Source organism: Achromobacter sp. ACM05 (assembly GCF_019218915.1).
Classification (GTDB): Bacteria; Pseudomonadota; Gammaproteobacteria; order Burkholderiales; family Burkholderiaceae_B; genus Achromobacter; species Achromobacter animicus.
Genome location: NZ_JAHUWQ010000002.1, coordinates 275,617 through 297,226 on the forward strand (window position 1 = coordinate 275,617; position 21,610 = coordinate 297,226).

The window sequence follows — 21,610 nt, forward strand, 5'->3', positions numbered from 1 at the left end:
AGAATATTTTTATGAACTACATCGGTATTGCTAAACAATACCTAAAAAGTAGGCGGCAAAAGCAGGGCATCGAATCGGATGCGGGCTATCGCGCCGGCCACCCAGGCGCATCAAGGTTGCAGGGAAGTCATGCGGACAGACGAGTACGAAGGGCAGGACGGATTGGCGTTGGCGGGGCTGCTGGCGCGCGGACAGGTGACGCCGGCCGAGCTGATGGAATGCGCATTGCAGTTGGCTGAAGAACGCGGCGCGCCATTGAACGCGCTGACCTACGTGCAGCCTGAAACGGGCCGTAAATTGGCCGGCGGCTGGACCGAGCGCGGCCTGTTCCGCGGCATCCCGTTTCTGCTCAAGGATTCGGGTCTGCCGAGCGTGCGCTTTCCGTCCAGCCTGGGTTCGGCGCTGTTCGACGACACGGAATACGCGTTCGACGCGACGTTGGCCCAGCGCTTCGAAGCGTCGGGACTGATCCCATTCGCACGGACCACGGTATCGGAGCTGTGCATGGGACCGTCCACCGAGGCGCGCCGCAACGGCGGCGCCACGCTGAACCCGCGGGCGCTGGACCGGTCGGTCGGCGGTTCGAGCGGCGGCGCCGCGGTTGCAGTGGCGGCAGGCATCGTGCCGGTGGCACACGGCAGCGATGGCGGCGGGTCGATCCGCATCCCGGCTGCCTGCTGCGGCGTGTTTGGCTTAAAGCCCAGCCGTGGCCGCGTGCCGATGGGTCCGGCGCGCGGCGAAGGATGGGGCGGCATGGCCTGCGAAGGCGTGCTGACGCGCAGCGTGCGCGATACCGCGGCGGCGATGGACGGGATCAGCGGCTATGCGCCGGGTTCGCCCTACGCCGCGCCGCCCGCGCCGGGCTCGTATCTGGATTCGGTGCGCGAGCAACGCCGCGAGCCCCTGCGCATCGCCGTGTGGCGCCAGGCCTGGAACGGCATCCCCGTCGCGCCGGAATGCCTGGCCGCCGTGGAGCGCACGGCCCGCCTGTGCCGGGAACTGGGACACGAGGTCGTCGACGCGCCGTTGCCGGACCTGGACTATTCGGGATTCGTCCGCGCCCACGGCACCGTGCTGGCCACGAACATCGTGCTGGCCGTGCAGGCGCGCCTGGCAATCCGCGGCCGCGAGCTGCGCGACGACGACCTGGAGCCGGTCATCCGCGACGGCCTGTCGGTGGGCCGCGAACTGACCGCCACGCAATACGTGGATTCGATCAACCGCTTCCATGCGATCGGCCGCGCCATCGAGTCGGCCATGACGGACGTCGATCTGGTGCTGACGCCCACGCTGGCGCAACTGCCTGCCAAGCTGGGCGACCTGGCGCTGGAAGGCGAGTTCTGGGCGTTCCGCGAAAAGGTGTCGCGCTATGCGACCTTCCTGGCGGTGATCAACGCCTCGGGCCAGCCGGCGGCCAGCCTGCCGCTGGACTGGACGGAATCAGGGGTGCCGGTGGCCAGCCAGCTCATCGGGCACTTCGGACGCGAGGACCAGATCCTGCGCCTGGCGGCCGAGCTGGAACGCGCCGCGCCCTGGACGGGGCGGCAGATCCTGCTGCCCTGATCCGCATCAAGGCCCGCCGGCACGCCGCCGGCGCCGGACCAAACCATAAAGGGGAAGTAATGAAGCGATCCTTTCTGTTTTCCGCAGCACTGTTCCTGGCCGCAGCCGCGCCGCTGGCCGCCGTGCCCGCCGCCAGCCAGGCCGAGACCACCGCCAGGTTCGTGATGCACGCGCCGCTGCGCGTGCTGGACCCGATCCTCACGTCGGCCTACGTCACCCGCAACCACGGCTATCTGGTCTACGACACGTTGTTCTCGATGGACGCGTCAGGCCGTCCGCAGCCGCAGATGGTGGAGTCGTGGACGGTGTCCGAAGACGGCATGAACTATGTCTTCAAATTGCGCCCCGGACTGGTGTTCCATGACGGCGCGCCGGTCACGGCTGAAGACGTGGTCGCGTCCCTGCAGCGCTGGCAGGCGGGCGACGCGACGATCGGCAACCGCCTGAAGAACGCCACCGCCGAACTCGCCGCGACGGGCGCCGACACCTTCACGCTCAAGCTCAAGGCGCCCTACGGACTGGTGCTGGAATCGCTGGCCAAGGAAAGCTCGCCGGTGCCGTTCATCATGCCCAAGCGCATCGCCTCCGCGCCGGCCTCGCAGGCGATCAGCGAGACGATCGGATCGGGCCCCTACAAGTTCGTGCAGGCTGATTTCCAGGCCGGCGTGAAAGCCACCTATATAAAGTTCGACGGCTACGTGCCGCGCAAAGAGCCGGCCAGTGCGTTCGCGGGCGGCAAGGTCGTCACGGTGGACCGGCTGGAACTCCTGAACATCCCCGACAGCCAGACCGCGGTGAACGCGCTGCGCAACGGCGAGATCGACTTCCTGGAGGACGTGCCGCCCGACCTGATGCCGCAGTTGAAGGACGCCAAGGGCATCGCGCTCAAGTCCTACGGCAAGAACTCCAACATGTTCACCTTGCGGATGAACTGGCTGCAGGCGCCGTTCAATAACGTGAAGGTGCGCCGCGCGGCGCTGGCCGCCCTGTATGAAGCGGACTACCTGGACGCGCAGATCGGCGATCCGGACGTCTACCAGGTGTGCGGGGCGGTGCTGACCTGCGTGTCGCCCTACGCGTCCGAAGAAGGCGCCACGCAGATCAACCCGCCGGACCTGGCAAACGCCCGCAAGCTGCTGAAGGAAAGCGGCTACGCCGGCGAAAAGGTCGTGGTGCTGCATCCGACCGACCTGCCCATCTTCGCCAACATCGCGCCCGTCACGGCGCAGGCGCTGCGCAGCATCGGTATGAACGTCGAGATCCAGTCGATGGACTGGGCCACGCTGCTCAGCCGCCGCAGCAAGAAAGAGGGCGTGGATCAGGGCGGCTGGAGCATCTTCCAGTCCAACATGTCCAGCCTGGATCTGATCTCGGCGGTGGGCAATCCCAACCTGGACGGGCGCGCGGATTCCACGTACCCCGGCTGGACGCACGACGCCGTCATGGACGAGCTGCGCAGCCGCTTCGCCGCCGCGCGCACCGAGGACGAACGCCGCGAACTGGCCCAGGCCATCCAGCGCCGCAACTATGAACAGGTGATGTATGTGCCGCTGGGCGGGTACTCCAAGTTCAAGGGCTACAACGCCAAGTTCGCGGATATGGTTGACGCGCCGATTCCGCTCTTCTGGACCTCGCCCAAGTAGCGGGAAGGGATCTCCATCATGCTCAATCTGATCTTCAAACGCGTGCTGGCCGCCATCCCCGTGATGCTGGTGGTGGCTACCGTGGTGTTCCTGCTGTTGCGGCTGGCGCCGGGCGACCCCGCCCGCGTCATCGCCGGCGACATGGCCAGCGAGGAAGCCGTGGCGCAGGTCCGCGCCGAGATGGGCCTGGACCGCCCGCTGCCCACGCAATACGCCCTGGCGATGAGCGCGCTGCTCCAAGGCGACCTGGGCTCCTCGATCATTTCGAAGGACCCGGTGACCACGCTGATCGGCCAGCGGCTGGGGCCGACGATGGCGCTGGCCATCTGCGCGATCCTGCTCACCATCTTTGCCGCGATTCCGCTGGGCGTGTTTTCGGCGTGGTGGCACAAGGGGCTGTTCGACCGCGTGACGTTGGCGGTCACGGTGCTGGCGTTTTCGGTGCCGGCGTTCGTGGTGGGCTATCTGCTGATCCTGGCGTTCTCGGTGAAGCTGAACTGGTTTCCGGTGCAGGGCTACGCGGGGCTGGCGTCGGGGTTCGGGACGTTTCTGTACCACATGGCGCTGCCCACCATCACGCTGGCAACGGTGTTCGTGGCGCTGATCACCCGCATCACGCGGGGCAGCATGCTGGAAGTGCTGGGCGAAGACTTCGTGCGCACGGCACGCGCCAAGGGCGTGCCCGAACGTTACGTGCTGTACCGCCACGCCCTGCGCAACGCCGCGGTGCCCATCGTCACCGTCATCGGACTGGCGCTCACCACGCTGATCAGCGGGGTGGTCGTCACCGAGACCATCTTCAACATCCCCGGCGTGGGCCGCCTGATCGTCGACGCCGTGCTGGCGCGCGACTATCCGGTGGTGCAGGGCACGATCCTGTTCTTCTCGTTCGTGTATGTCTTCATCAACCTGGCGATCGACCTGCTGTATGTCGTGCTCGATCCGCGCATCCGCTACTGAGGCCGGACATGACCACAACTGCTCTGGATCGTCCCCGTTCCTTCTGGCCCGCGCTGACGCGCGATCCCATGATGTTCACCGGGTTGGCGCTGCTGGTGGCGCTGGTGGGGCTGGCCATGCTGGCGCCGCTGATCACCTGGCATGACCCCGCCGCGCTGGCGCCCCGCATGCGGCTCAAACCGGTCAGCGCCGAATACTGGCTGGGCACCGATTCGCTGGGCCGCGACCTGTTTTCGCGCGTGCTGTACGGCGGACGGCTGTCGATCACGCTGGCGGCGCTGGTCAGCGTGATCTCGGTGTGCGCCGGGCTGCTGCTGGGCCTTCTGGCAGGCTATTTCCGCCAGCTGGACGCGGTGGTGATGCGCATCATCGACGGCATCATGGCCATCCCAGGCCTGCTGCTGGCCATCGCCATGGTGGCGCTGGGCGGCGCGACCATTCCTACGATGGTGACGGCCATCGCGATCCCCGAGATTCCGCGTGTGGCGCGGCTGGTGCGCAGCGTGGTGCTGTCGGTGCGCGAAGAACCTTACGTCGAAGCGTCGCTGGGCATGGGCACGGCGACCTGGCGCGTGCTGTGGCGCCATGTCCTGCCCAGCACGATCAACCCGCTGGTGGTGCAGACCACGTTCATCTGCGCCTCGGCCATCCTGATCGAAGCCGTGCTGGGCTTCCTGGGCCTGGGCTTTCCGCCCGAGATCCCCAGCCTGGGCAGCATCATTTCCGAGGGCCGCCCGTTCTTCCAGCGCGCGCCGTGGATCGTCCTGTTTCCGGGCGTCTTCCTGGCGCTGCTGATCCTGTCCGTGAACCTGTTCGGCGACGCGCTGCGTGATCGCCTGGACCCGCGCATGGCGCGCCAACGCAAGGGTTGAAGCCGATGTCCTCACCTCCCATTCTGGAAATCCGCGACCTGAAGGTCAGCCTGCCCGGCGCCGGCGACCGGCGTTACGCCGCCGAGGGCATCGCGCTCACCGTCAGCCCGCGCGAAATCGTGTGCATCGTCGGCGAATCGGGCTCAGGCAAGTCCGTCACGGCCAGCGCGGTGATGGGCCTCTTGCCCAAGAACGTGCTCAAGCTGGAGAGCGGGCAGATTCTGCTGTCCGGCCGCGACATTACGCACGCCTCGTTGGCCGAGCTGCGCGCGCTGCGCGGCGACCGGATGGCCATGATCTTTCAGGAGCCCATGACGGCCCTGAACCCGCTGATGCGGGTAGGCGATCAGATCGCCGAGATCTTCCAGTTCCACGGCCCGTCGCTGTCGCGCCGCGAGGTCGACCAGCGCGTGCTGGCGCTGCTGACCGACATGCGGCTGCCTTCTCCCGAAACCCTGCGCCACGCCTTTCCGCACCAGTTGTCGGGTGGGCAGCGCCAGCGGGTGATGATCGCGATGGCGCTGGCGATGGAGCCGGCGCTGATCATCGCCGACGAGCCGACCACCGCGCTGGACGTGACGTCGCAGGCGCAGGTGCTGCGGCTGCTGCACGGCCTGCGCGAGCGCCACGACACCGGCATCCTGTTCATCACGCACGACTTCGACGTGGTGGCCGAGATCGCGGACCGCGTGATCGTGATGCAGCACGGCCGCATCGTGGAGGCCGGCGCCGCCGCCGACGTGCTGGCGAATCCGCAGCATCCCTATACCCGCAAGCTGATCGACGCGGTGCCCAAGGGCAAGTTCGGCGCCGGTGCGCCGCTGGCCGAGGGCGACCCGGTCATTTCGGTCGAAAACCTGGGCATGCGCTTCGTGACGTCCAGCCTGTTCCGGTCCAAGCGGCGCGAGGTCAACGCACTGGACGGCGTGTCGCTGTCGCTGGCGCGCGGCGAAACGCTGGGCATCGTGGGCGAATCCGGTTCGGGCAAGACGACGCTGGGCCGGTGCCTGGCGCACTTCGCGCGTCCCACGTCGGGCCGCATCGTCATGAATGGCGAGGACGTGTCGAACCTGTCGCGCGCGGCGTGGCGCCAGTGGTGCAAGCGGATTCAGATGGTGTTCCAGGACCCTTATCGGTCCTTCAACCCGCGCCTGACCATCGAGGCCACGCTGTCCGAAGGGCCGCTGAACTACGGCGAAGACCCGGCCCGCGTGCAGGCGCGGATGCGCGACATGCTGGCACTGGTCAGCATCGATGCCAGCGCGCTCAAGCGCTATCCGCATGAGTTTTCCGGCGGGCAGCGCCAGCGGATTTCGATCGCGCGGGCGCTGATGATGGAGCCGGAGATCCTGATCGCGGACGAGGCGGTGTCGGCGCTGGACGTGTCCGTGCAGGCGCAGATCCTGGACTTGCTGGAGCGGATCCGCGCGCAACTGAACCTGAGCATGATCTTCATCACCCACGACCTGCGCGTGGCCGCCCGGCTGTGCCATCGCATCGCCGTCATGCAGCGTGGCCGCGTCATGGAGATCGGCCCTGCCGAGCAGATCTTCACGCGGCCCGGCAGCAGCTACACCCAGGAACTGCTGGCCGCCATTCCCGGCAAGGACGGGTTGGGCAGCCGGCCCCCGGCCGGACTGGCATTGGCCGGCGCTTGAAGGAAACCCCGATGACACGCGTTGCCTTGTTGAGCCGATCGGCCAATCTTTCCTACTTTCAGCCTTTGTTGCAGGGCCTGGCGCCCGAGCTGGACGTCGCCGTCTGGCCGGACCCGCGCAGCCTGCATGCCGACGTGGCGGTCTGCTGGAACCCGCCCGTGGGCGTGTACGACGACATGCCCAACCTGAAACTGATCCACAGCATCGCCGCCGGCGTGGACAACCTGCTGGACGGCCAGCGCACGCGCGGGCTGCCGGTCTGCCGCGTGGTCGATCCGCAGTTGGCCCAAGGCATGCTGCAGTACGTGCTGTGGTGCGTGCTGACGTTTCATCGCAAGCTGGACCTGGCGTTGTCCAACCAGCGTGCAGCGCGCTGGAGCCGGCCGCCGCAGACGCCGGCGTCGCAGTGCCGGATCGGCCTGATGGGGCTGGGCGAACTGGGCGGCGCCATTGCCGCCGTGCTGCCCGGAATGGGCTATCCGGTCAACGGCTGGTCGCGCACGCCGCGCAATATCGATGGCGTGCGCGTCTATGCCGGCGAGGACGCCTTTGACGAATTCCTGGCCAACACCGACGTGCTGGTGTGCCTGGTGCCGCTGACCGACGCTACGCGCGGCATCCTGAACCGCCGCACCTTCGACGCGCTGCCGCAAGGCGCGGCGGTGGTCAATTGCGGCCGGGGCGAACACCTGGTCGCGGCCGACCTGATCGACGCCCTGGCGCGCGGGCAACTGCGCGGGGCCGTGCTTGACGTGTTCGCGCAGGAACCGCTGGATCCCGCTGATCCGCTGTGGTCCACGCCCGGCGTGATCGTCACCCCGCACATGGCGACCATGCCGTCGCCTGGCACCGTGGCCGAGCAGGTCGTGGCCAACATCCGCCGGCTGGGGCAGGGCGAGTCCCTGGCCCACACAGTCGACCTGTCGCGCGGTTATTGACGCCGCGATACCCCGTTTTCCGATTGCCAACCCAAGACGAGACATTCCATGCATTTCGAAGATCCCGCGTTCACCATTCCGACCGGCACGCCTGCGCCTCTGGACCCGCAGATCGCCGAATTCCTGCGGCGCATGGCGGCGGACGCGTCGCAGTATCCGCGCCGCGACACCCTGTCCATCGAACAGGGCCGCGCCAATGCCGAGAAGGTGCGCCTGCCGTGGGCCCAGGGTGGCCCGCAGATGGCGCGCACGGTGGAACATCAGGTGGCCACGCGTCACGGGCCCGTGCGCGTGCGGGTCTATTACCCCGCGCAGCGCCGGCTGCCGGGCGCGTTCATGTACATCCACGGCGGCGGCTTCGTGCTGTTCAGCATCGACACGCATGACCGCGTGATGCGCGAATACGCCGAACGCGCCGGGGTCGTGGTGGTGGGGGTGGACTACACCCGCGCGCCCGAAGCCAAGTTCCCGCAGCCGCTGGAAGAATGCGTGGACGTGCTGCGCTGGGTTGCCGCGTCGGCGGGCGAGCTGGACATCGATGCCGGCCAGATCTTCGTGGGCGGCGATTCGGCCGGCGCCAACCTGTCCATGGGCACGGCGCTGACGCTGCGCGATGAAGGCTTGCCGCTGATCAAGGGGCTGGTGCTGAACTACGGCGGCTTTGGCAGCAACCTGTTCCGCAATTCGGTCGTGCGCTACGGCGCCGGCGAATACGGCCTGTCGCTGCACATGATGATCTGGTTCCGCGGCATGCACATCCGCCACGGCAAGGACTTCTTCGATCCGCGCGTGGACATTCTGCGCGCCGACCTGAAAGGCCTGCCGCCGGCTTGGCTGGTGGTGACCGAATGCGATCCGCTGCATGACGACAGCATCGAACTGGAGCGCAAGCTGCGCGAGGCCGGCGTGGACGTCGCGTCAAAGGTGTATCCCGGCACCGCGCACAGCTTCCTGGAGGCCGTCTCCATTGCCGCGGTCGCGGGCGAAGCCTTCGACGACACGGCGCGCTGGCTGCACGCCAAGGCCTAGGGGGCAACATGTATACCCCGCCGGCCTATGCCGAAGCCGATATCGGCGTCCTGCACGCGTTCATGCGCGCGCACAGTTTCGCCACCCTGGTGACTGTGGGCGCGGCCGGCGCGAACGCCACGCACCTGCCGTTCCTGCTGCGCGACGATGGCGGGCGCGGAACGCTGGTCACCCATCTGGCGCGCGCGAATCCGCAGTGGCGCGACCTGCAGGACGGCGCGCAAGCGCTGGTGCTGTTCCAGGGCCCGCACGCGTTCATTTCGCCCAGCTGGTATGTCAACCAGCAGACCTTCCCGACGTGGAACTACACCGCCGTTCACGCGCGCGGCACGCCGCGGCTGATCGAAGCGCCCGAGGCCATCCGCGCGGTGCTGACGGAGACGGTGGCGTGCTACGACACGCCGCTGGGCGGCGCGTGGCGCTTTCCGGACATGCCCGAGACCCTGACGGCGCCGCGCCTGAAGGCGATCGCGGCGCTGGAGATTCCGATTGCTGGGCTGGAAGGAAAGATGAAGCTGAACCAGGACAAGTCGGTGGCCGACCGCGTGGGCGTGATCCGCCAGCTGGAACGGCGCGGCGACGCGGGGAGCGTGGCGATAGCCCGGTTGATTCGCGCGCAGCCCGATCTTGCGGCTGGTCTTGCGGCTGGTCTTGCGGCGGATCTTGCGTCGGATCTCGCATCGGATTTGCCGGCTGATGTGGCGACCCACGTCGCCGGTCACGCGCCGAACAACGCCTGAAGAAACCGGAGCCTCATCATGCAAGAACCTACCGAAGCCCGCGTGCGCGTCGAACTGGCGGCCCTGTACCGTCTGGTCGCGCACTTTCGCATGACCGATCTGATCGACACCCACATCAGCGCGCGGGTGCCGGGCACCAAACACCATTTCCTCATCAACCGCTACGGCGTGCTGTTTCACGAAATGCGCCCGCAGGACCTGGTGAAGATCGACCTGGACGGCAATCCGGTCGATCCCGGCGACGCCGACAGCCAGCTGGTCAACGCGGCCGGCTTCACCATTCATTCGGCGGTGCATGCCGCGCGCCACGATCTGGCGTGCGTGGTGCATACGCATACCGCCGACGGCATCGCCGTGGCGTGCCAGCGCGATGGCCTGTTGCCGATCACGCAGCATGCGCTGCGCTTCTACAACCGGTTGGGCTATCACGATTACCAGGGCATCGCGCTGGACCTGGAAGAGCGCGAGAGCCTGGTCGCCAGCCTTGGCAGGCACAAGGCCATGATCCTGCGCAACCACGGCCTGCTCGCGGCCGGATCGTCGGTGGCGGAGGCCTTCGTCAACATCTATTACCTGGAGCGCGCCTGCCAGGCGCAGGTCAAGGCCCAATCGGCCGGCGCGCCGCTGGTATTCCCGTCGGAGGCGGTGTGCGAACGCACCGCGAGCCAGTTTGAACGGCCCACCGCCCCGATCTACACGCAGCGGGTATGGACCGCCGCGCGGCGCCTGCTGGAGCCGGACCTGGAGACAATCGAATGAAAGACAGCCTGACGACACCCCGCGCCGCATTGGCCGGTCCGCAATTCCTGCATACGCCCGGCCCGACGCATGTGCCCGATGCGGTGCGCGAGGCCATGGGCCGCCAATGCATGGATCTGTCCGATCCGCGGCTGGCCGATCTGATCGCGGATTGCGAGGCGGGCCTTGCCCGCCTGCTGGGCACCCGGCACGCGGACGTCCTGATGTATGCCGCCAACGGCCACGGCGCCTGGGAAGCCACCATTGCCAATCTGGTCGCGCCCGGCGCGCAGGTGCTGGTGGCGGGGAGCGGTCATTTCGCGGAAGCGTGGGCCGTGCATGCCGAGGCAATGGGCGCCACGGCCCTGCGCACGCCGACCCGTCCGGGTCAGGCGCTGGATCCGGCCGCGATCGAGGCGGCGCTGCGCGCCGACACGGCGCACCGCATTGCCGCCGTCTTTGCCGTGCACACCGACACGGCCAGCGGCGTGACCAGCGACATTGCGGCGGTGCGCCGGGCCATGGACGCCAGCGGCCATCCGGCGCTGCTGGTGGCCGATGTGATCGCATCCTTGGGCGCCACGCCGTTCCGCATGGACGAGTGGGGCGTCAACGTGGCGATCGGCGCGTCGCAGAAGGCGCTGATGGGACCGCCGGGGCTGTCCTTCACCGCAGTGGACGCGCGCGCGATGCAGGCCGCGCAGGCCAATCCCACGCCGCGCGCCTATTGGGACTGGGCCAGGCGCAAGAGCGATCTGCTCTACCGCAAGTTTTGCGGCACGCCGCCGCAAAGTTTGCTGGCAGGCATGCGGGCCGCGCTGGATCTGATTGCGGCCGAAGGCGAGGAGGCCGTGTTTGCCCGGCATCGGCGCGTGGCGAATGCGGTGCATGCGGCGGTGAATGCGTGGTCGCAAGGCGGCGCGTTGAAGCTGTTCGTTGAAGACCCCGCGGCGCGCGCGGTGTCGGTCACGACCATTTCGGTCGCCGACGGCGTGGGCGTCGAGGCGATGCGGACCGTTGCGCGCGAACGCTTCCACGTTGCGGTGGCGGGCGGGCTGGGGCCGCTTGCAGGACGGATGTTCCGCATCGGTCACCTGGGCGACGTGCATCCCGCCATGATCCTGGGCGCGCTGGGCGGGGTAGATGCCGCGCTGCGGGCGTGCGGGATTCCCGTGGGCGACGGGGCGCTGCAGGGGGCCGTGAAGGCGCTGCAGGAGTGAATCGCAAGACTGAAGCGCAGGACGGAATCGCACGACTGAAACACCAGACTGAAACGCCAGACTGAAACGCAAGACTGGTACGAAACCTAGAAACGGCTTTCAGACGCGGCCCGGACGCGGCCGCCATTTCTTCTTCACCTTGAAACGGGATAAGACGATGAGACAACGTGGTTTTGCGGCGGCCGCCCTGGCCGTCCTCGCGGCGGCGGTTCCCCTTTGCCCGGCCCAGGCCGAGCCGGTCAATGCCAAGGTGGTCATGCACGCGCCGTTGCGTGTGCTGGACCCCGTCCTGACCAATGCGTACATCACGCGCAATCACGGGTACATGGTGTACGACACGCTGTTTTCGCTGGACGCGGCCTCGCGCCCGCAGCCGCAGATGGTCGAATCGTGGACGGTGTCGCCCGACCAGCTGACGTACGTCTTCACGCTTCGGCCAGGCCTGAAGTTCCACGACGGCGCGCCGGTCACTGGCGAAGACGTGGTGGCGTCGCTCAAGCGCTGGGCGCAGCGCGATCCCATCGGTTCGCGCCTGTCCGCCGTCACCCAAAGCATGGACAGCCCGTCCGCCGACACCTTCCGTATCGTGCTCACCAAGCCGTACGGACTGCTGCTGGACGCGTTGGCCAAACCGGGTTCGCCGGTGCCGTTCATCATGCCGCGGCGCATCGCGGCCACGCCGCCGTCCGAGGCCATCAAGGAAACCGTGGGCTCGGGACCCTACAAGTTCGTGCAGGCCGAGTTCCAGGCGGGCGTGAAGGCCGCGTATGTGAAAAACGCGGACTACGTGCCGCGCAAGGAGCCCGCCAGCCGCTTCGCCGGGGGCAAGGTCGCCATGTTCGACCGGATCGACGTCGTCAACGTGCCGGACGCGCAGACCGCGGTGAACGCGCTGCGCCAGGGCGAAATCGACTTTGTCGAGAACGTGGCGCCTGACCTGCTGCCGCAACTGGATGGCGTGAAGACCCTGACGGTGCAAAGCTATGGCGACGCTTCGGAAACCTACACGCTGCGCATGAACTGGAAGCAGCCGCCGCTGGACAACGTGAAGGTGCGACGCGCCGTGCTGGCCGCGCTGTACCAGGCCGACTACCTGGATGCGTCGCTGGGGGATCCCGCCTATTACAAGCTGTGCGGCGCCATGTTGAGCTGCATCTCGGCCTACCAGACCGAAGCCGGCGCCACGCAGACCAAACCCGCCAATCTGGCGCAGGCGCGCGCGTTGCTGAAGGACAGCGGCTATGCCGGCGAGAAGGTCGTCGTCCTGCATCCCACCGACGTGCGCAGCCTGTCCACGCTGGCGCCCGTCACCGCGCAGGCCCTGCGCAGTATCGGCATGAACGTGGAAGTGCAGTCGATGGACTGGGCCACGCTGCTGTCGCGGCGCAGCAAGGACGCGCCGCTGGCCGACGGCGGCTGGAGCATCTTCCATTCCAGCCTGACCAGCATGGACCTGCTCAACCCCATCGTGAACGCCAATCTGGATGGGCGGGGCGAGGGCGGTTATCCGGGCTGGACCCGGGACGACACCATCCAGCGCCTGCGCGCCGAGTTCGAGTCGGTGACGGGATTGGATGCGCAAAAGCGTGTCGCCGCCGAGATCCAGCAGCGCGCCTATGAACAGGTGATGTTCGTGCCGCTGGGCGGCTATTCGGAGTTCAAGGCCTACGACAAGAAGTTCGACGGCATGGTGGCCGCGCCGTTGCCGTTGTTCTGGCGGGGCAAGTAACGGGTTGGGGCGGCGGGCAGGGCGGTCATGACAACCCGACCTTGCCGCTCAGCCCCCGCGCCGCTGTCAGCAGCAGCGGCGAATAACGCCGCGCAAATTCCGCCGGCGAGGCCCATTCGGACACCAGCCCCGCGATCTGGATGGCTGCCACCGGCCGGTGGCGATGATCCAGGATGGCGGCGGCCAGGTTGAGCTCGCCCAGCATGCTTTCCTCGATGGCCGTCGCATAGCCGTCCTGGCGCGCCTGCTGAACCAGGCCCCGGATGCGGTCCGGATCGTTGTCGGTCTTTGGCGTGCTTGGAATCGTGGCAAGCGGCATGTCCTTGGACCGCGCCAGGATGTCCTCGACTTCCTCTTCGGGCAGGTGGGACATGATGGCCCGGCCCCCGGCCGTCTGCACCATCGGCAGGGCGCGGCCGGCCAGCGTGCTGCTGAAGGTCTGGCGCTTGGTCTGGCGGCGCAGCGCAAAAATGATGTACAGGTCGTCGAACAGGCTCAGTTCCACGCGCTCATTGGTTTCGCGCTGCATCTCGGCGATGAGCGGGGTGGCGCGTTCCAGCAGCGGCACGCTGCGCATGTAGTCGAAGCTGCGCTGCAGGATCTTCTTGCCCGGCGTATAGCCCTTGCCACCGGCGCCGCGTTCCAGATACCCCAGCGTGACCAGCGTGTGCGTCATGCGCTGCGTGGTGCTGCGGTCGAATCCCGTGATTTCCATGAGTTCGTTCATGCTCATGGTGGACGGGCGTTGGGCAAAGGCTTCCAGCAGTTCGAAGCCTTTGGCCAGGGATTGAACGAAGAGAGGGTCGGGACGGCTCATGGGATTCGCAGAAAAGTGGGCGGTGGGCGTCCGCGGCGGGCGGGGGAATCAGGGATTTTATAAAGATTCTTAGGTATTTCCTAGAGATACTTATGTGCTCGCAACCCGGCAACGGTTTCCTGAACCCAGGACCCGTGGCCTTGACATAGAATGGCCGCACCCCAGCGGTCATTTCGAGGTATCTATGTCGGTCGCATCCGATATCAAACTACGCCCGCTCGAACGCGGCGACCTGCACTTTGTGCACAAGATCAACAATAACGACGTCATCATGCGCTACTGGTTCGAAGAGCCTTACGAGGCCTATGACGAACTCGTGGCTCTGTACGACCGCCACCTGCATGACCAGAACGAGCGGCGTTTCATCATCGAGCACGACACCGGGCAGCCGGCCGGGCTGGTCGAACTGGTCGAGATCGACTACATCCACCGCCGCGCCGAATTCCAGATCATCATCGCGCCCAGCTACCAGGGCCGCGGCTACGCCAAGGCCGCCACGCGCATTGCGGTGGGCTACGCGTTCCGCGTGCTGAACCTGCACAAGGTGTATCTGGTGGTGGACAAGGACAATACCGCTGCCGTCCACGTGTACGAGCGCTGCGGCTTCCAGATCGAAGGCCTGCTCAAGGAAGAGTTCTTTTCCAACGGCGCGTACCGCGATGCCTATCGGATGGCGCTGTTGCAGCACGACCATCTGCGCGACGTGGGACCGGGCGCGCCGGACGCGCCCGTGCTGCGGGACTGGCCGCAGGAAGACCAGGCGGGCTGACGCCGCCTGCAAAGGCGAAGGCCGCAGCATCACACGCCGCGGCCTTCGCCGAATGAATTTTGAACCATCGCGCCGCCCTGCGCTTCATGCGCGAGGCGGCGTTTTACATCAGGGCTTGAAGAATGCCGTCGGCGTCATCAGGCGGTTTTCCTGGCTGATCAGGTAGCCGGCCTCGGCGCTTTTGGTCAGATAGGTCGCCCAGGCCGGATCCTTCTGCAGCGCCTGGCGCTTGGCTTCGCGGTCGGCGGCGCTGTCATAGACCCAGATGTGCATGTAGCTGTTGACGTTGCCCGTCTCGGTCTGCATGTAGGCGAGCGGCTTGCCCAGATGGCGGCTCTGCACCTCGTAGCCGTGTTCGGCATACAGCGCCAGGTGCTTCTTGATGGTGCCGGCGCGGCAGGTGTAGGTACGTACGTCGTAAAGCATGATGAATCCTTGATGGCGGTTGCAAAAACGGGTGTCAGTCGGCGGTGGCGCCGGACTGCTTGACCAGCACGCTCCAGCGTTCCACTTCCGTGTTGACGTATTTCTGGAAGGCGGTGTGACCATCGCCCACCGGGTCGGCGCCCAGTCCCTTGAGCTTGTCCTGCACCGCCGGGTCGGCGATGCCGTCGGTGATGGCCTTGGACAGTTTTTCCACCACGGGCGCGGGCGTGGCGGCCGGCACGAACAGGCCGAACCACGAGCGCGCGTTCATGGCCGTATAGGCCGTCTCGGAAAACGCGGGCACGTTGGGCAGGGCGGCGTGGCGCTGCGTGCCGGTAACGGCGATGGGGGTGAGGCGGCCTGCCTGCACCTGCGACAGCACCTCGGGCAGGTTGGCGAACATGATCTGGACCTGTCCGCCCATGAGGTCGTTGAGCGCCTGCGCGCCGCCCTTGTACGGCACGTGCGTCATCTGCGCGCCGGCCAGCGAATTGAATTGCGCGCCCGCCAGGTGCGAAGCCGTGCCGGTGCCGCCGGACGCGTAGTTCACGCGGTTGCCGTTGGCCTTGGCGTAGTCGGCCAGTTCCTGCGGCGTCTTGGCCGGCACGGACGGGTTCACCACCAGCACCAGCGGCACCGAGGCCAGGTTCGACAGGCCGGCGAAGTCACGCGTCAGGTTGTAGTCCAGCTTGTGATAGAGCGAGGCGTTGATGGCGTGGCTGGATGTGGCCATCAGCAGCGTGTAGCCGTCGGCTTCGGAACGGGCCGCCATGACGGCGCCGATGTTGCCGTTGGCGCCGGCCTTGTTTTCCACCACGACGGGCTGGCCCAGCCGGGTGGACATGGACTGCGCCACGGTGCGGGCGATGACGTCGGTGGCGCCGCCTGCGGCGAACGGCACGATGATGCGCAGGGGGCGCTCGGGGAAATCAGCCGCGGCAGCCGTTGCTGCCGCGCCCAGCGAGGCGGCAGTCATCAGGAAGGCGGCCGCCAGGCGGCGCGGGGTCAGGGTTGTGGTCATGTCTCTCTCCAGTGTTGGATTTTTTTATGTAAACGCCGTGCCTGATCTGTCAGGCGCCGGCGGTGCGCGCCTTTTCGCGCAGGCTCGTCAACGTGGCCCGGGGCGTGATCACCTCGGGGTCCAGACTGAGTTCGATCAGATAGGGGGAACCGCTGTCCAGCGCACGCGCCAACGCGGGGCCGAACGCTTCATGGGTGTCCACGCGTTCGGCCGTCACGCCGAACGATTGGGCGTAGGCCACGAAGTCCGGGTTGCACAGGTCCGTGCCGATGGTGCGGCCGGGGTAGTGCACCTCCTGGTGCATGCGGATCGTGCCGTACATGCCGTTGTTGAACACGATGAAGACGATGCCCAGCTGGTGCTGCTTCACGGTGGCCAGTTCCTGCGAGGTCATCAGGAAGCAGCCGTCGCCCGCCAGGCAGATCACCTGGCGCTCGGGGTGTCGTAGCTTGGCCGCGATGGCCGCGGGCACGCCGTAACCCATGGCGCCGCTGGTGGGCGCCAATTGCGTGCGCGGTTGGCTGAAGCGGTAGTAGCGATGCGCCCAGGCGCTGTAGTTGCCCGCGCCGTTGGTCAGAATGGCGCTCGGGTCGAGCTGGTCGCGCAGCGTGGCAATGACGCGCGCCGGGTCCATGTCTCCGCGCGCGGCGGGCAGCTCGGTGTAGCGCAGGTAGTTGCCGCGCAGCGTCTGCGTCCAGTCGCGCCACGGCGTCGCATCCACGGGCGTCAGTTCCGCCGCCGACGCCGCAAAGGCGTCCATGCCGGACTGGATCTTCAGCGCGGGTTGATACACGCGGCCCAGCTCTTCGGCGCTGGCCAGCACATGGATCAGCGTCTGGCTGGGCACCGGCGATTGCAGCAGGGTATAGCCGCCCGTCACCATCTCGCCCAGCCGCGCGCCCACGGCCAGGATGACGTCGGCCTGGCGCACGGCCTCGGCCAGTTCCGGGTTCACGCCGATGCCGACTTCGCCGACGTACTGCGCGTGGTGGTTGTCAAAAAGGTCCTGGCGGCGGAACGAGCACGCGACCGGCAGGCCGTTCAGTTCGGCAAAGCGGGTCAGGCTTGCCAGCCCCGCGTCCGTCCAGCCGGAACCGCCGGCGATCAGCAGGGGACGCTGCGCGTTGGCAAGCAGCGTGCGCATGCCGGCCATCGCGTCGGGCGCCGGGTAGGCCTGCGGCACCTGGATCGCGCCGCAAGACAGGGCCGGGGCCACGTCCGTCAGCATGTCCTCGGGCAGCGCCAGCACCACCGGGCCGGGGCGGCCGGACGTGGCGACGGAATAGGCGCGGTTCAGGTATTCGGTGACGCGCGCGGCGCTGTCGATCTGCGCCACCCACTTCGTGAACTGGCCGAACATGCGGCGGTAGTCGATTTCCTGGAAGGCCTCGCGCTCGACCATGTCGTTGCCGACCTGGCCCACCAGCACGATCATCGGGGTGGAATCCTGGAACGCGGTCTGCACGCCGATGCTGGCGTTGGTGGCGCCGGGGCCGCGCGTCACCATGCAGATGCCGGGCCGGCCGGTCAGCTTGCCGTGCGCTTCGGCCATGAATGCCGCCGCGCCTTCGTGCCGGCAGGACACCAGCCGGATCTGCTCGCGGTGCGCATATAGCGCGTCCAGGACGTCCAGGTAGCTCTCGCCGGGCACGCCGAATACGGTGTCCACGCCGTGCTCCAGCAAGGCCCGCACCACATGCTGGCCGCCCGTCATCAATGTCGAAGTGTCATTCATCGCAGTTTCAATCTGGCCGCAGCGCGGCGGGTTGAGTCCGGATGAACTTTACGCAGCCCGGGTCAGGGCGCGTTAGGACAGATCAGAGCTTGTTTTGCACTTTTTTGCGGGGCGGGCGACGCGGCCGCCATGCGGTATGGCCGTCATCCGACGGCGCCGTCATTCATTACGGCCGCCATCCGACGGGGCCGTCATTCGATGGGGCGGTAGTACTTCTTGCGGAAGTCGCCCGGGGTGCAGGCCGTGTGCTTCTTGAAAAAGCGCGTGAAGTAAGCCGGGTCCTCGATGTGCAGCTGGAATCCGATCTCGGCGATGCTCAACTCCGTGTTGCACAGCAGCCGCTTGGCCTCCAGCGCAATGCGCTCCTGCACGAGCTGGCTGGCGGTGCGCCCCACGCTGCGCTTGACCGCGTCGTTGAGCTGGCGCTCGCTGACGCACAGGGCGTCGGCGTACTGGCGGATAGCCGAGAAGTCCAGGTAATGCTCTTCGATCAGCATGGTGAAGCGCTTGGCCAGCGAATAACTGGGACCGGCGGCGGTCTCGCGTTCGTCGGCCGGATACAGGCGGCGAAGCTGCGTCAGGAGGATCAGCAGGTACGAGCGCACCACGTCAAAGCGGCCCGTCTGCCGGTCGCGCGTTTCGCGTTCGATCTCGGCCAGCAGCGGCAGCATGGCGTCGTGCTGCTCGCGGGTCAGGTAGATCACGGGCGGGCCGCCCGCCAGGTGAAAGAACGGAAACTTGGCGATGTCGTCCGCCCGCGGGAACATCTGCGCGAAGAATTCGGTGCTGATGTTCATGACGTAGCCGCTGGGTTTCACCGACGACGTCCACGCGTGAATCTGGCCCGGGGACAGGAAGAAGACCGAGTGGTCGCGCACCGCGTGCTGCTCGAAGTCCAGCAGATGCGTGCCCTGCGCCTCGGTCATCCACAGCAGATGGTAATAGCGGTGCCGGTGCAGGAAGCCGCGCGGAATGTCGTCGTGATCCTGCAGGCGCACGAGGTCGAAATAAAAGGATCCCTCTCCCGAGAAATCCGATGATTCAAAGGTGGGAAACGTTTCCGGGATGGGCGAATGCGAACCTGCGGACAAGCGGGAGTCTCCTTGATGGCGCGCGGGGCGGCTCTGTTTTTCGCCATCATACGGGCAATCGCGGCGGGGGCTGCGGCGCGGCGGTGCCAGTTCGGCGCCGCCCGCCGCAGCCAGCGCGTTGGCCGGCCTCGGCGCCGCCCGCCGTTCCGTTCAGCGGCTGGCCGGCGCGGCGCGCAGCAGCCGCAGGCCGTTGGCCACCACCAGCAGGCTCGCGCCTACGTCGGCAAACACCGCCATCCACAGCGTCGCGTGGCCTGTCACGGCCAGCGCCAGGAACACCACCTTGATGCCCAGCGCCAGCGCGATGTTCTGAACCAGCACGCGATGCGTGGCACGAGACAGGCGCAGGAAGGTGCCGATCTTGCGCAAGTCGTCGTCCATCAGCGCCACGTCGGCGGTCTCGATGGCCGTGCCGGTGCCGGCCGCGCCCATTGCAAAGCCGATGTCGGCGCGGGCCAGCGCGGGCGCGTCGTTGATGCCGTCGCCCACCATGCCGACCCGCACGTCCGGCGCAAGCTTGCCTTCAATGGCGGTCAGCTTGTCCTCGGGCAGCTGGTCGCCGCGCGCTTCGTCGATGCCGACTTGGCGCGCGATGGCCTCCGCAGTTGGCGTGTTGTCGCCCGTCAGCATCAGCGTGCGCACGCCCAGCCCGTGCAGGTCGGCGATGGCCTGGGCGCTCGTGGGCTTGACCGTATCGGCCACGGCCGCCAGCGCCAGCACGCGGCTGCCGTCGGACAGCGCGATGACGCTCTTGCCCTGGCTTTCCAGTTCATCAAAGCGGGCATCGAGCGCATCGCTGGAAACGCCCAGCTCGCGCATCAGGCGGCGGTTGCCCAGGTGATATGTCTGGCCGTCGACCTGACCGCTGACGCCGCGGCCGGGCAGGGCGGTGAAGGCGTCGACCTCGAGCAGCGCGCTGCCGGCGTCGCGCGCAGCATTGGCCACTGCCAGCGACACGGGGTGGTCGGAGCGGGCGGCCAGGCTGGCGGCGATCAGGGCGGCGGGGTGGGGATTCTGCGCCGGGGCGTCCCAGTCCTGCAGATCGGTCTGCACCGGCTTGCCGTGCGTCAGCGTGCCGGTCTTGTCCAGCGCCAGCCATTTCAGGTTGCGCCCTTCTTCAAGATAGACGCCGCCCTTGATGAGGATGCCGCGGCGCGAGGCGGCGGTCAGGCCGCTGACGATGCTGACGGGTGTGGAAATCACCAGCGCGCATGGGCAGGCGATGATCAACAGCGCCAGCGCGCGGTAGATGGCGTCGAACCACGGCTGGCCCCACAGCAGCGGAGGCAGCACGGCCACGGCCGCCGCGACGGCCACGACGGCAGGCGTGTAGATGCGCGAGAACCGGTCGATGAAGCGCTGCGTGGGCGCGCGCGCGCCCTGCGCCTGTTCCACCGCGTGGATGATGCGCGCCAGCGTCGTGTTGCCGGCCGCGGCGGTCACGCGGTATTCAAAGGAACCGGAGGTGTTGATGGTGGCTGCGAACACCGGATCGTCCTGGGCTTTTTCGACGGGCAGGCTTTCACCCGTGATGGGCGACTGGTCCACAGCCGACGCGCCGTTCACGACGATGCCGTCCGCGGCGATGCGCTCGCCCGGCCGCACGCGCACGATGCCGCCCGGCTGCAGCGATGCGGCGGGCACTTCTGCCCAAGTGCCGTCCGGCTGGCGCAAGGTAGCGGTGTCGGGCGCCAGATCCAGGAGGCCGCGCACGGCGTTGCGCGCGCGGTCCAGCGAGCGGGCTTCGATCAGTTCGGCCACGTTGAACAGGAACATCACCATGGCCGCTTCGGGCCATTGGCCGATCAGCACGGCGCCGGTGACGGCGATGCTCATCAGCGCGTTGATGTTCAGGTTGCCGTTGCGCACGGCAATCCAGCCCTTGCGATAGGTGCTGACCCCGCAGGCCAGGATGGCGGCCACGGCCAGTGCCGCGGTCAGCAGCAACGGGCCGCCGGCAAAATGCGAGAACTCGGACAGCGCCGCCAGCACGCCCGCGCCGCCGATCAGCCACCAGTTCACCGCCTTGGCGGCGGGGGCGGGCGCGGCCGCCGCGCCGTCGGCCAGGGGCTCGGGCGTCATGTCCAGCGATTTGATGGCTGCGATGATGCGGTCCAGCGCGCCGTCGGCGTGAACCACGGTCAGGATGCGCTGCATCAGGTTGAAGTCCAGCGCATGCACGCCGTCCACGCCGGCGAGCTTCTTGCGGATCAGCGTTTCCTCGGTGGGGCAATCCATCTGGCCGATGCGCAGGCGCGCAAGCAGCTGGCCGGGGCCGGCGGTGAGCGTCGCGGCGGCGGCCGGCTGCAGAACCGCATCGCCATGCGCGTGGCCGCAGCAGGAATCGTCCTGGGCAGCCGGGGCTGTGGCAGCGGGCGCGCAGCAGGTGTCGGCGCCATGTTCGCTGTCATGGCCGTGGCGGTGATGGTAATCGTGGCCGGTGTGGGCATCGTGCCCGTGGCTGTGATCGTGACCCGCGTGCGCATCATGCCCACGGCCGGGGGCCTCGCCCGCCGCCTTCGGATGTTCGTGGCCGCAGCAGGCGGCATCGCCTGGCGTCTCAACGCGCGCGACGGCGACCGGCGCAGGCGAGTGTCCGCCACCGCAGCAGGCGCTGCCGTGCTTGCCCGACTGATGTTTGTGTTCTTTGACCGGAGGTAA

At 67.5% G+C, this 21,610-nt stretch carries 19 protein-coding genes; 13 read left to right on the plus strand and 6 right to left on the minus strand.

Annotation, left to right across the window (positions count from 1 at the left end):
- Positions 1 to 129: 129 nt before the first annotated feature.
- The 11 genes from KW836_RS12180 to KW836_RS12230 all read left to right on the plus strand — a co-directional run bounded on the left by KW836_RS12180 (position 130) and on the right by KW836_RS12230 (position 13,090).
- Positions 130 to 1,563, plus strand: coding sequence for an amidase (locus KW836_RS12180; protein WP_218343470.1), 1,434 nt, complete (start codon positions 130 to 132; stop codon positions 1,561 to 1,563).
- Positions 1,564 to 1,622: 59 nt separating this feature from the next.
- The gene (locus KW836_RS12185; protein ID WP_175138913.1) at positions 1,623 to 3,206 is read left to right on the plus strand and encodes an ABC transporter substrate-binding protein; all 1,584 of its coding nucleotides are present in this window, start codon (positions 1,623 to 1,625) and stop codon (positions 3,204 to 3,206) included.
- Between the two features lie 18 nt (positions 3,207 to 3,224).
- Complete coding sequence (locus KW836_RS12190) at positions 3,225 to 4,166, plus strand: ABC transporter permease (RefSeq protein WP_218343471.1); 942 nt, start codon at positions 3,225 to 3,227, stop codon at positions 4,164 to 4,166.
- Positions 4,167 to 4,174: 8 nt separating this feature from the next.
- Complete coding sequence (locus KW836_RS12195; protein WP_218343472.1) at positions 4,175 to 5,038, plus strand: ABC transporter permease; 864 nt, start codon at positions 4,175 to 4,177, stop codon at positions 5,036 to 5,038.
- A gap of 5 nt (positions 5,039 to 5,043) precedes the next feature.
- Positions 5,044 to 6,696 (plus strand): ABC transporter ATP-binding protein, encoded by a 1,653-nt coding sequence (locus tag KW836_RS12200; protein WP_218343473.1) that lies wholly within the window; start codon positions 5,044 to 5,046, stop codon positions 6,694 to 6,696.
- A gap of 11 nt (positions 6,697 to 6,707) precedes the next feature.
- Positions 6,708 to 7,634, plus strand: coding sequence for a glyoxylate/hydroxypyruvate reductase A (locus KW836_RS12205; protein ID WP_218343474.1), 927 nt, complete (start codon positions 6,708 to 6,710; stop codon positions 7,632 to 7,634).
- Between the two features lie 48 nt (positions 7,635 to 7,682).
- Positions 7,683 to 8,663, plus strand: a complete 981-nt coding sequence (locus KW836_RS12210; protein ID WP_218343475.1) for an alpha/beta hydrolase fold domain-containing protein — start codon at positions 7,683 to 7,685, stop codon at positions 8,661 to 8,663.
- 8 nt (positions 8,664 to 8,671) lie between these two features.
- A complete protein-coding gene (locus tag KW836_RS12215) occupies positions 8,672 to 9,403 on the plus strand; it encodes an FMN-binding negative transcriptional regulator (protein WP_218343476.1) in 732 nt (243 codons plus the stop codon).
- A gap of 18 nt (positions 9,404 to 9,421) precedes the next feature.
- Positions 9,422 to 10,162: a class II aldolase/adducin family protein gene (locus KW836_RS12220; RefSeq protein ID WP_218343477.1), complete on the plus strand. Its 741-nt coding sequence runs from the start codon at positions 9,422 to 9,424 to the stop codon at positions 10,160 to 10,162.
- Entirely contained in the window at positions 10,159 to 11,361 is a 1,203-nt protein-coding gene (locus tag KW836_RS12225) for an alanine--glyoxylate aminotransferase family protein (protein ID WP_255595419.1), read from the plus strand. The genes KW836_RS12220 and KW836_RS12225 overlap by 4 nt, the downstream gene beginning before the upstream one ends.
- 157 nt (positions 11,362 to 11,518) lie before the next feature.
- Positions 11,519 to 13,090 carry an ABC transporter substrate-binding protein gene (locus KW836_RS12230; RefSeq protein WP_218343478.1) on the plus strand — a complete coding sequence of 524 codons (1,572 nt, stop codon included), beginning with the start codon at positions 11,519 to 11,521 and terminating at the stop codon, positions 13,088 to 13,090.
- Positions 13,091 to 13,115: 25 nt separating this feature from the next.
- On the opposite strand, the gene KW836_RS12235 is transcribed toward KW836_RS12230, so the two are convergent.
- On the minus strand, positions 13,116 to 13,907 hold the full coding sequence (locus KW836_RS12235; protein ID WP_175124180.1) for an IclR family transcriptional regulator: 792 nt from the start codon (positions 13,905 to 13,907) through the stop codon (positions 13,116 to 13,118).
- 184 nt (positions 13,908 to 14,091) lie between these two features.
- Between KW836_RS12235 and speG the strand changes: the two genes are divergently transcribed.
- Entirely contained in the window at positions 14,092 to 14,676 is a 585-nt protein-coding gene (gene speG, locus KW836_RS12240) for a spermidine N1-acetyltransferase (protein ID WP_175124181.1), read from the plus strand.
- A gap of 108 nt (positions 14,677 to 14,784) precedes the next feature.
- Here speG and KW836_RS12245 read toward each other — a convergent pair whose 3' ends face one another.
- The 5 genes from KW836_RS12245 to KW836_RS12265 form a co-directional block, all read right to left on the minus strand.
- Positions 14,785 to 15,102 (minus strand): NIPSNAP family protein, encoded by a 318-nt coding sequence (locus tag KW836_RS12245; protein WP_105238410.1) that lies wholly within the window; start codon positions 15,100 to 15,102, stop codon positions 14,785 to 14,787.
- Positions 15,103 to 15,136: 34 nt separating this feature from the next.
- Positions 15,137 to 16,123, minus strand: coding sequence for a tripartite tricarboxylate transporter substrate binding protein (locus KW836_RS12250; RefSeq protein ID WP_175124182.1), 987 nt, complete (start codon positions 16,121 to 16,123; stop codon positions 15,137 to 15,139).
- 49 nt (positions 16,124 to 16,172) lie between these two features.
- Positions 16,173 to 17,858: a thiamine pyrophosphate-binding protein gene (locus KW836_RS12255; protein WP_218343479.1), complete on the minus strand. Its 1,686-nt coding sequence runs from the start codon at positions 17,856 to 17,858 to the stop codon at positions 16,173 to 16,175.
- Positions 17,859 to 18,049: 191 nt separating this feature from the next.
- A complete protein-coding gene (locus KW836_RS12260) occupies positions 18,050 to 18,949 on the minus strand; it encodes a helix-turn-helix domain-containing protein (protein ID WP_218343480.1) in 900 nt (299 codons plus the stop codon).
- Positions 18,950 to 19,099: 150 nt separating this feature from the next.
- Positions 19,100 to 21,187, minus strand: a complete 2,088-nt coding sequence (locus KW836_RS12265) for a heavy metal translocating P-type ATPase (protein ID WP_370633021.1) — start codon at positions 21,185 to 21,187, stop codon at positions 19,100 to 19,102.
- Here KW836_RS12265 and KW836_RS27900 point away from each other — a divergent pair.
- Positions 21,125 to 21,610, plus strand: coding sequence for a hypothetical protein (locus tag KW836_RS27900; protein WP_255595937.1), 486 nt, complete (start codon positions 21,125 to 21,127; stop codon positions 21,608 to 21,610). The genes KW836_RS12265 and KW836_RS27900 overlap by 63 nt on opposite strands.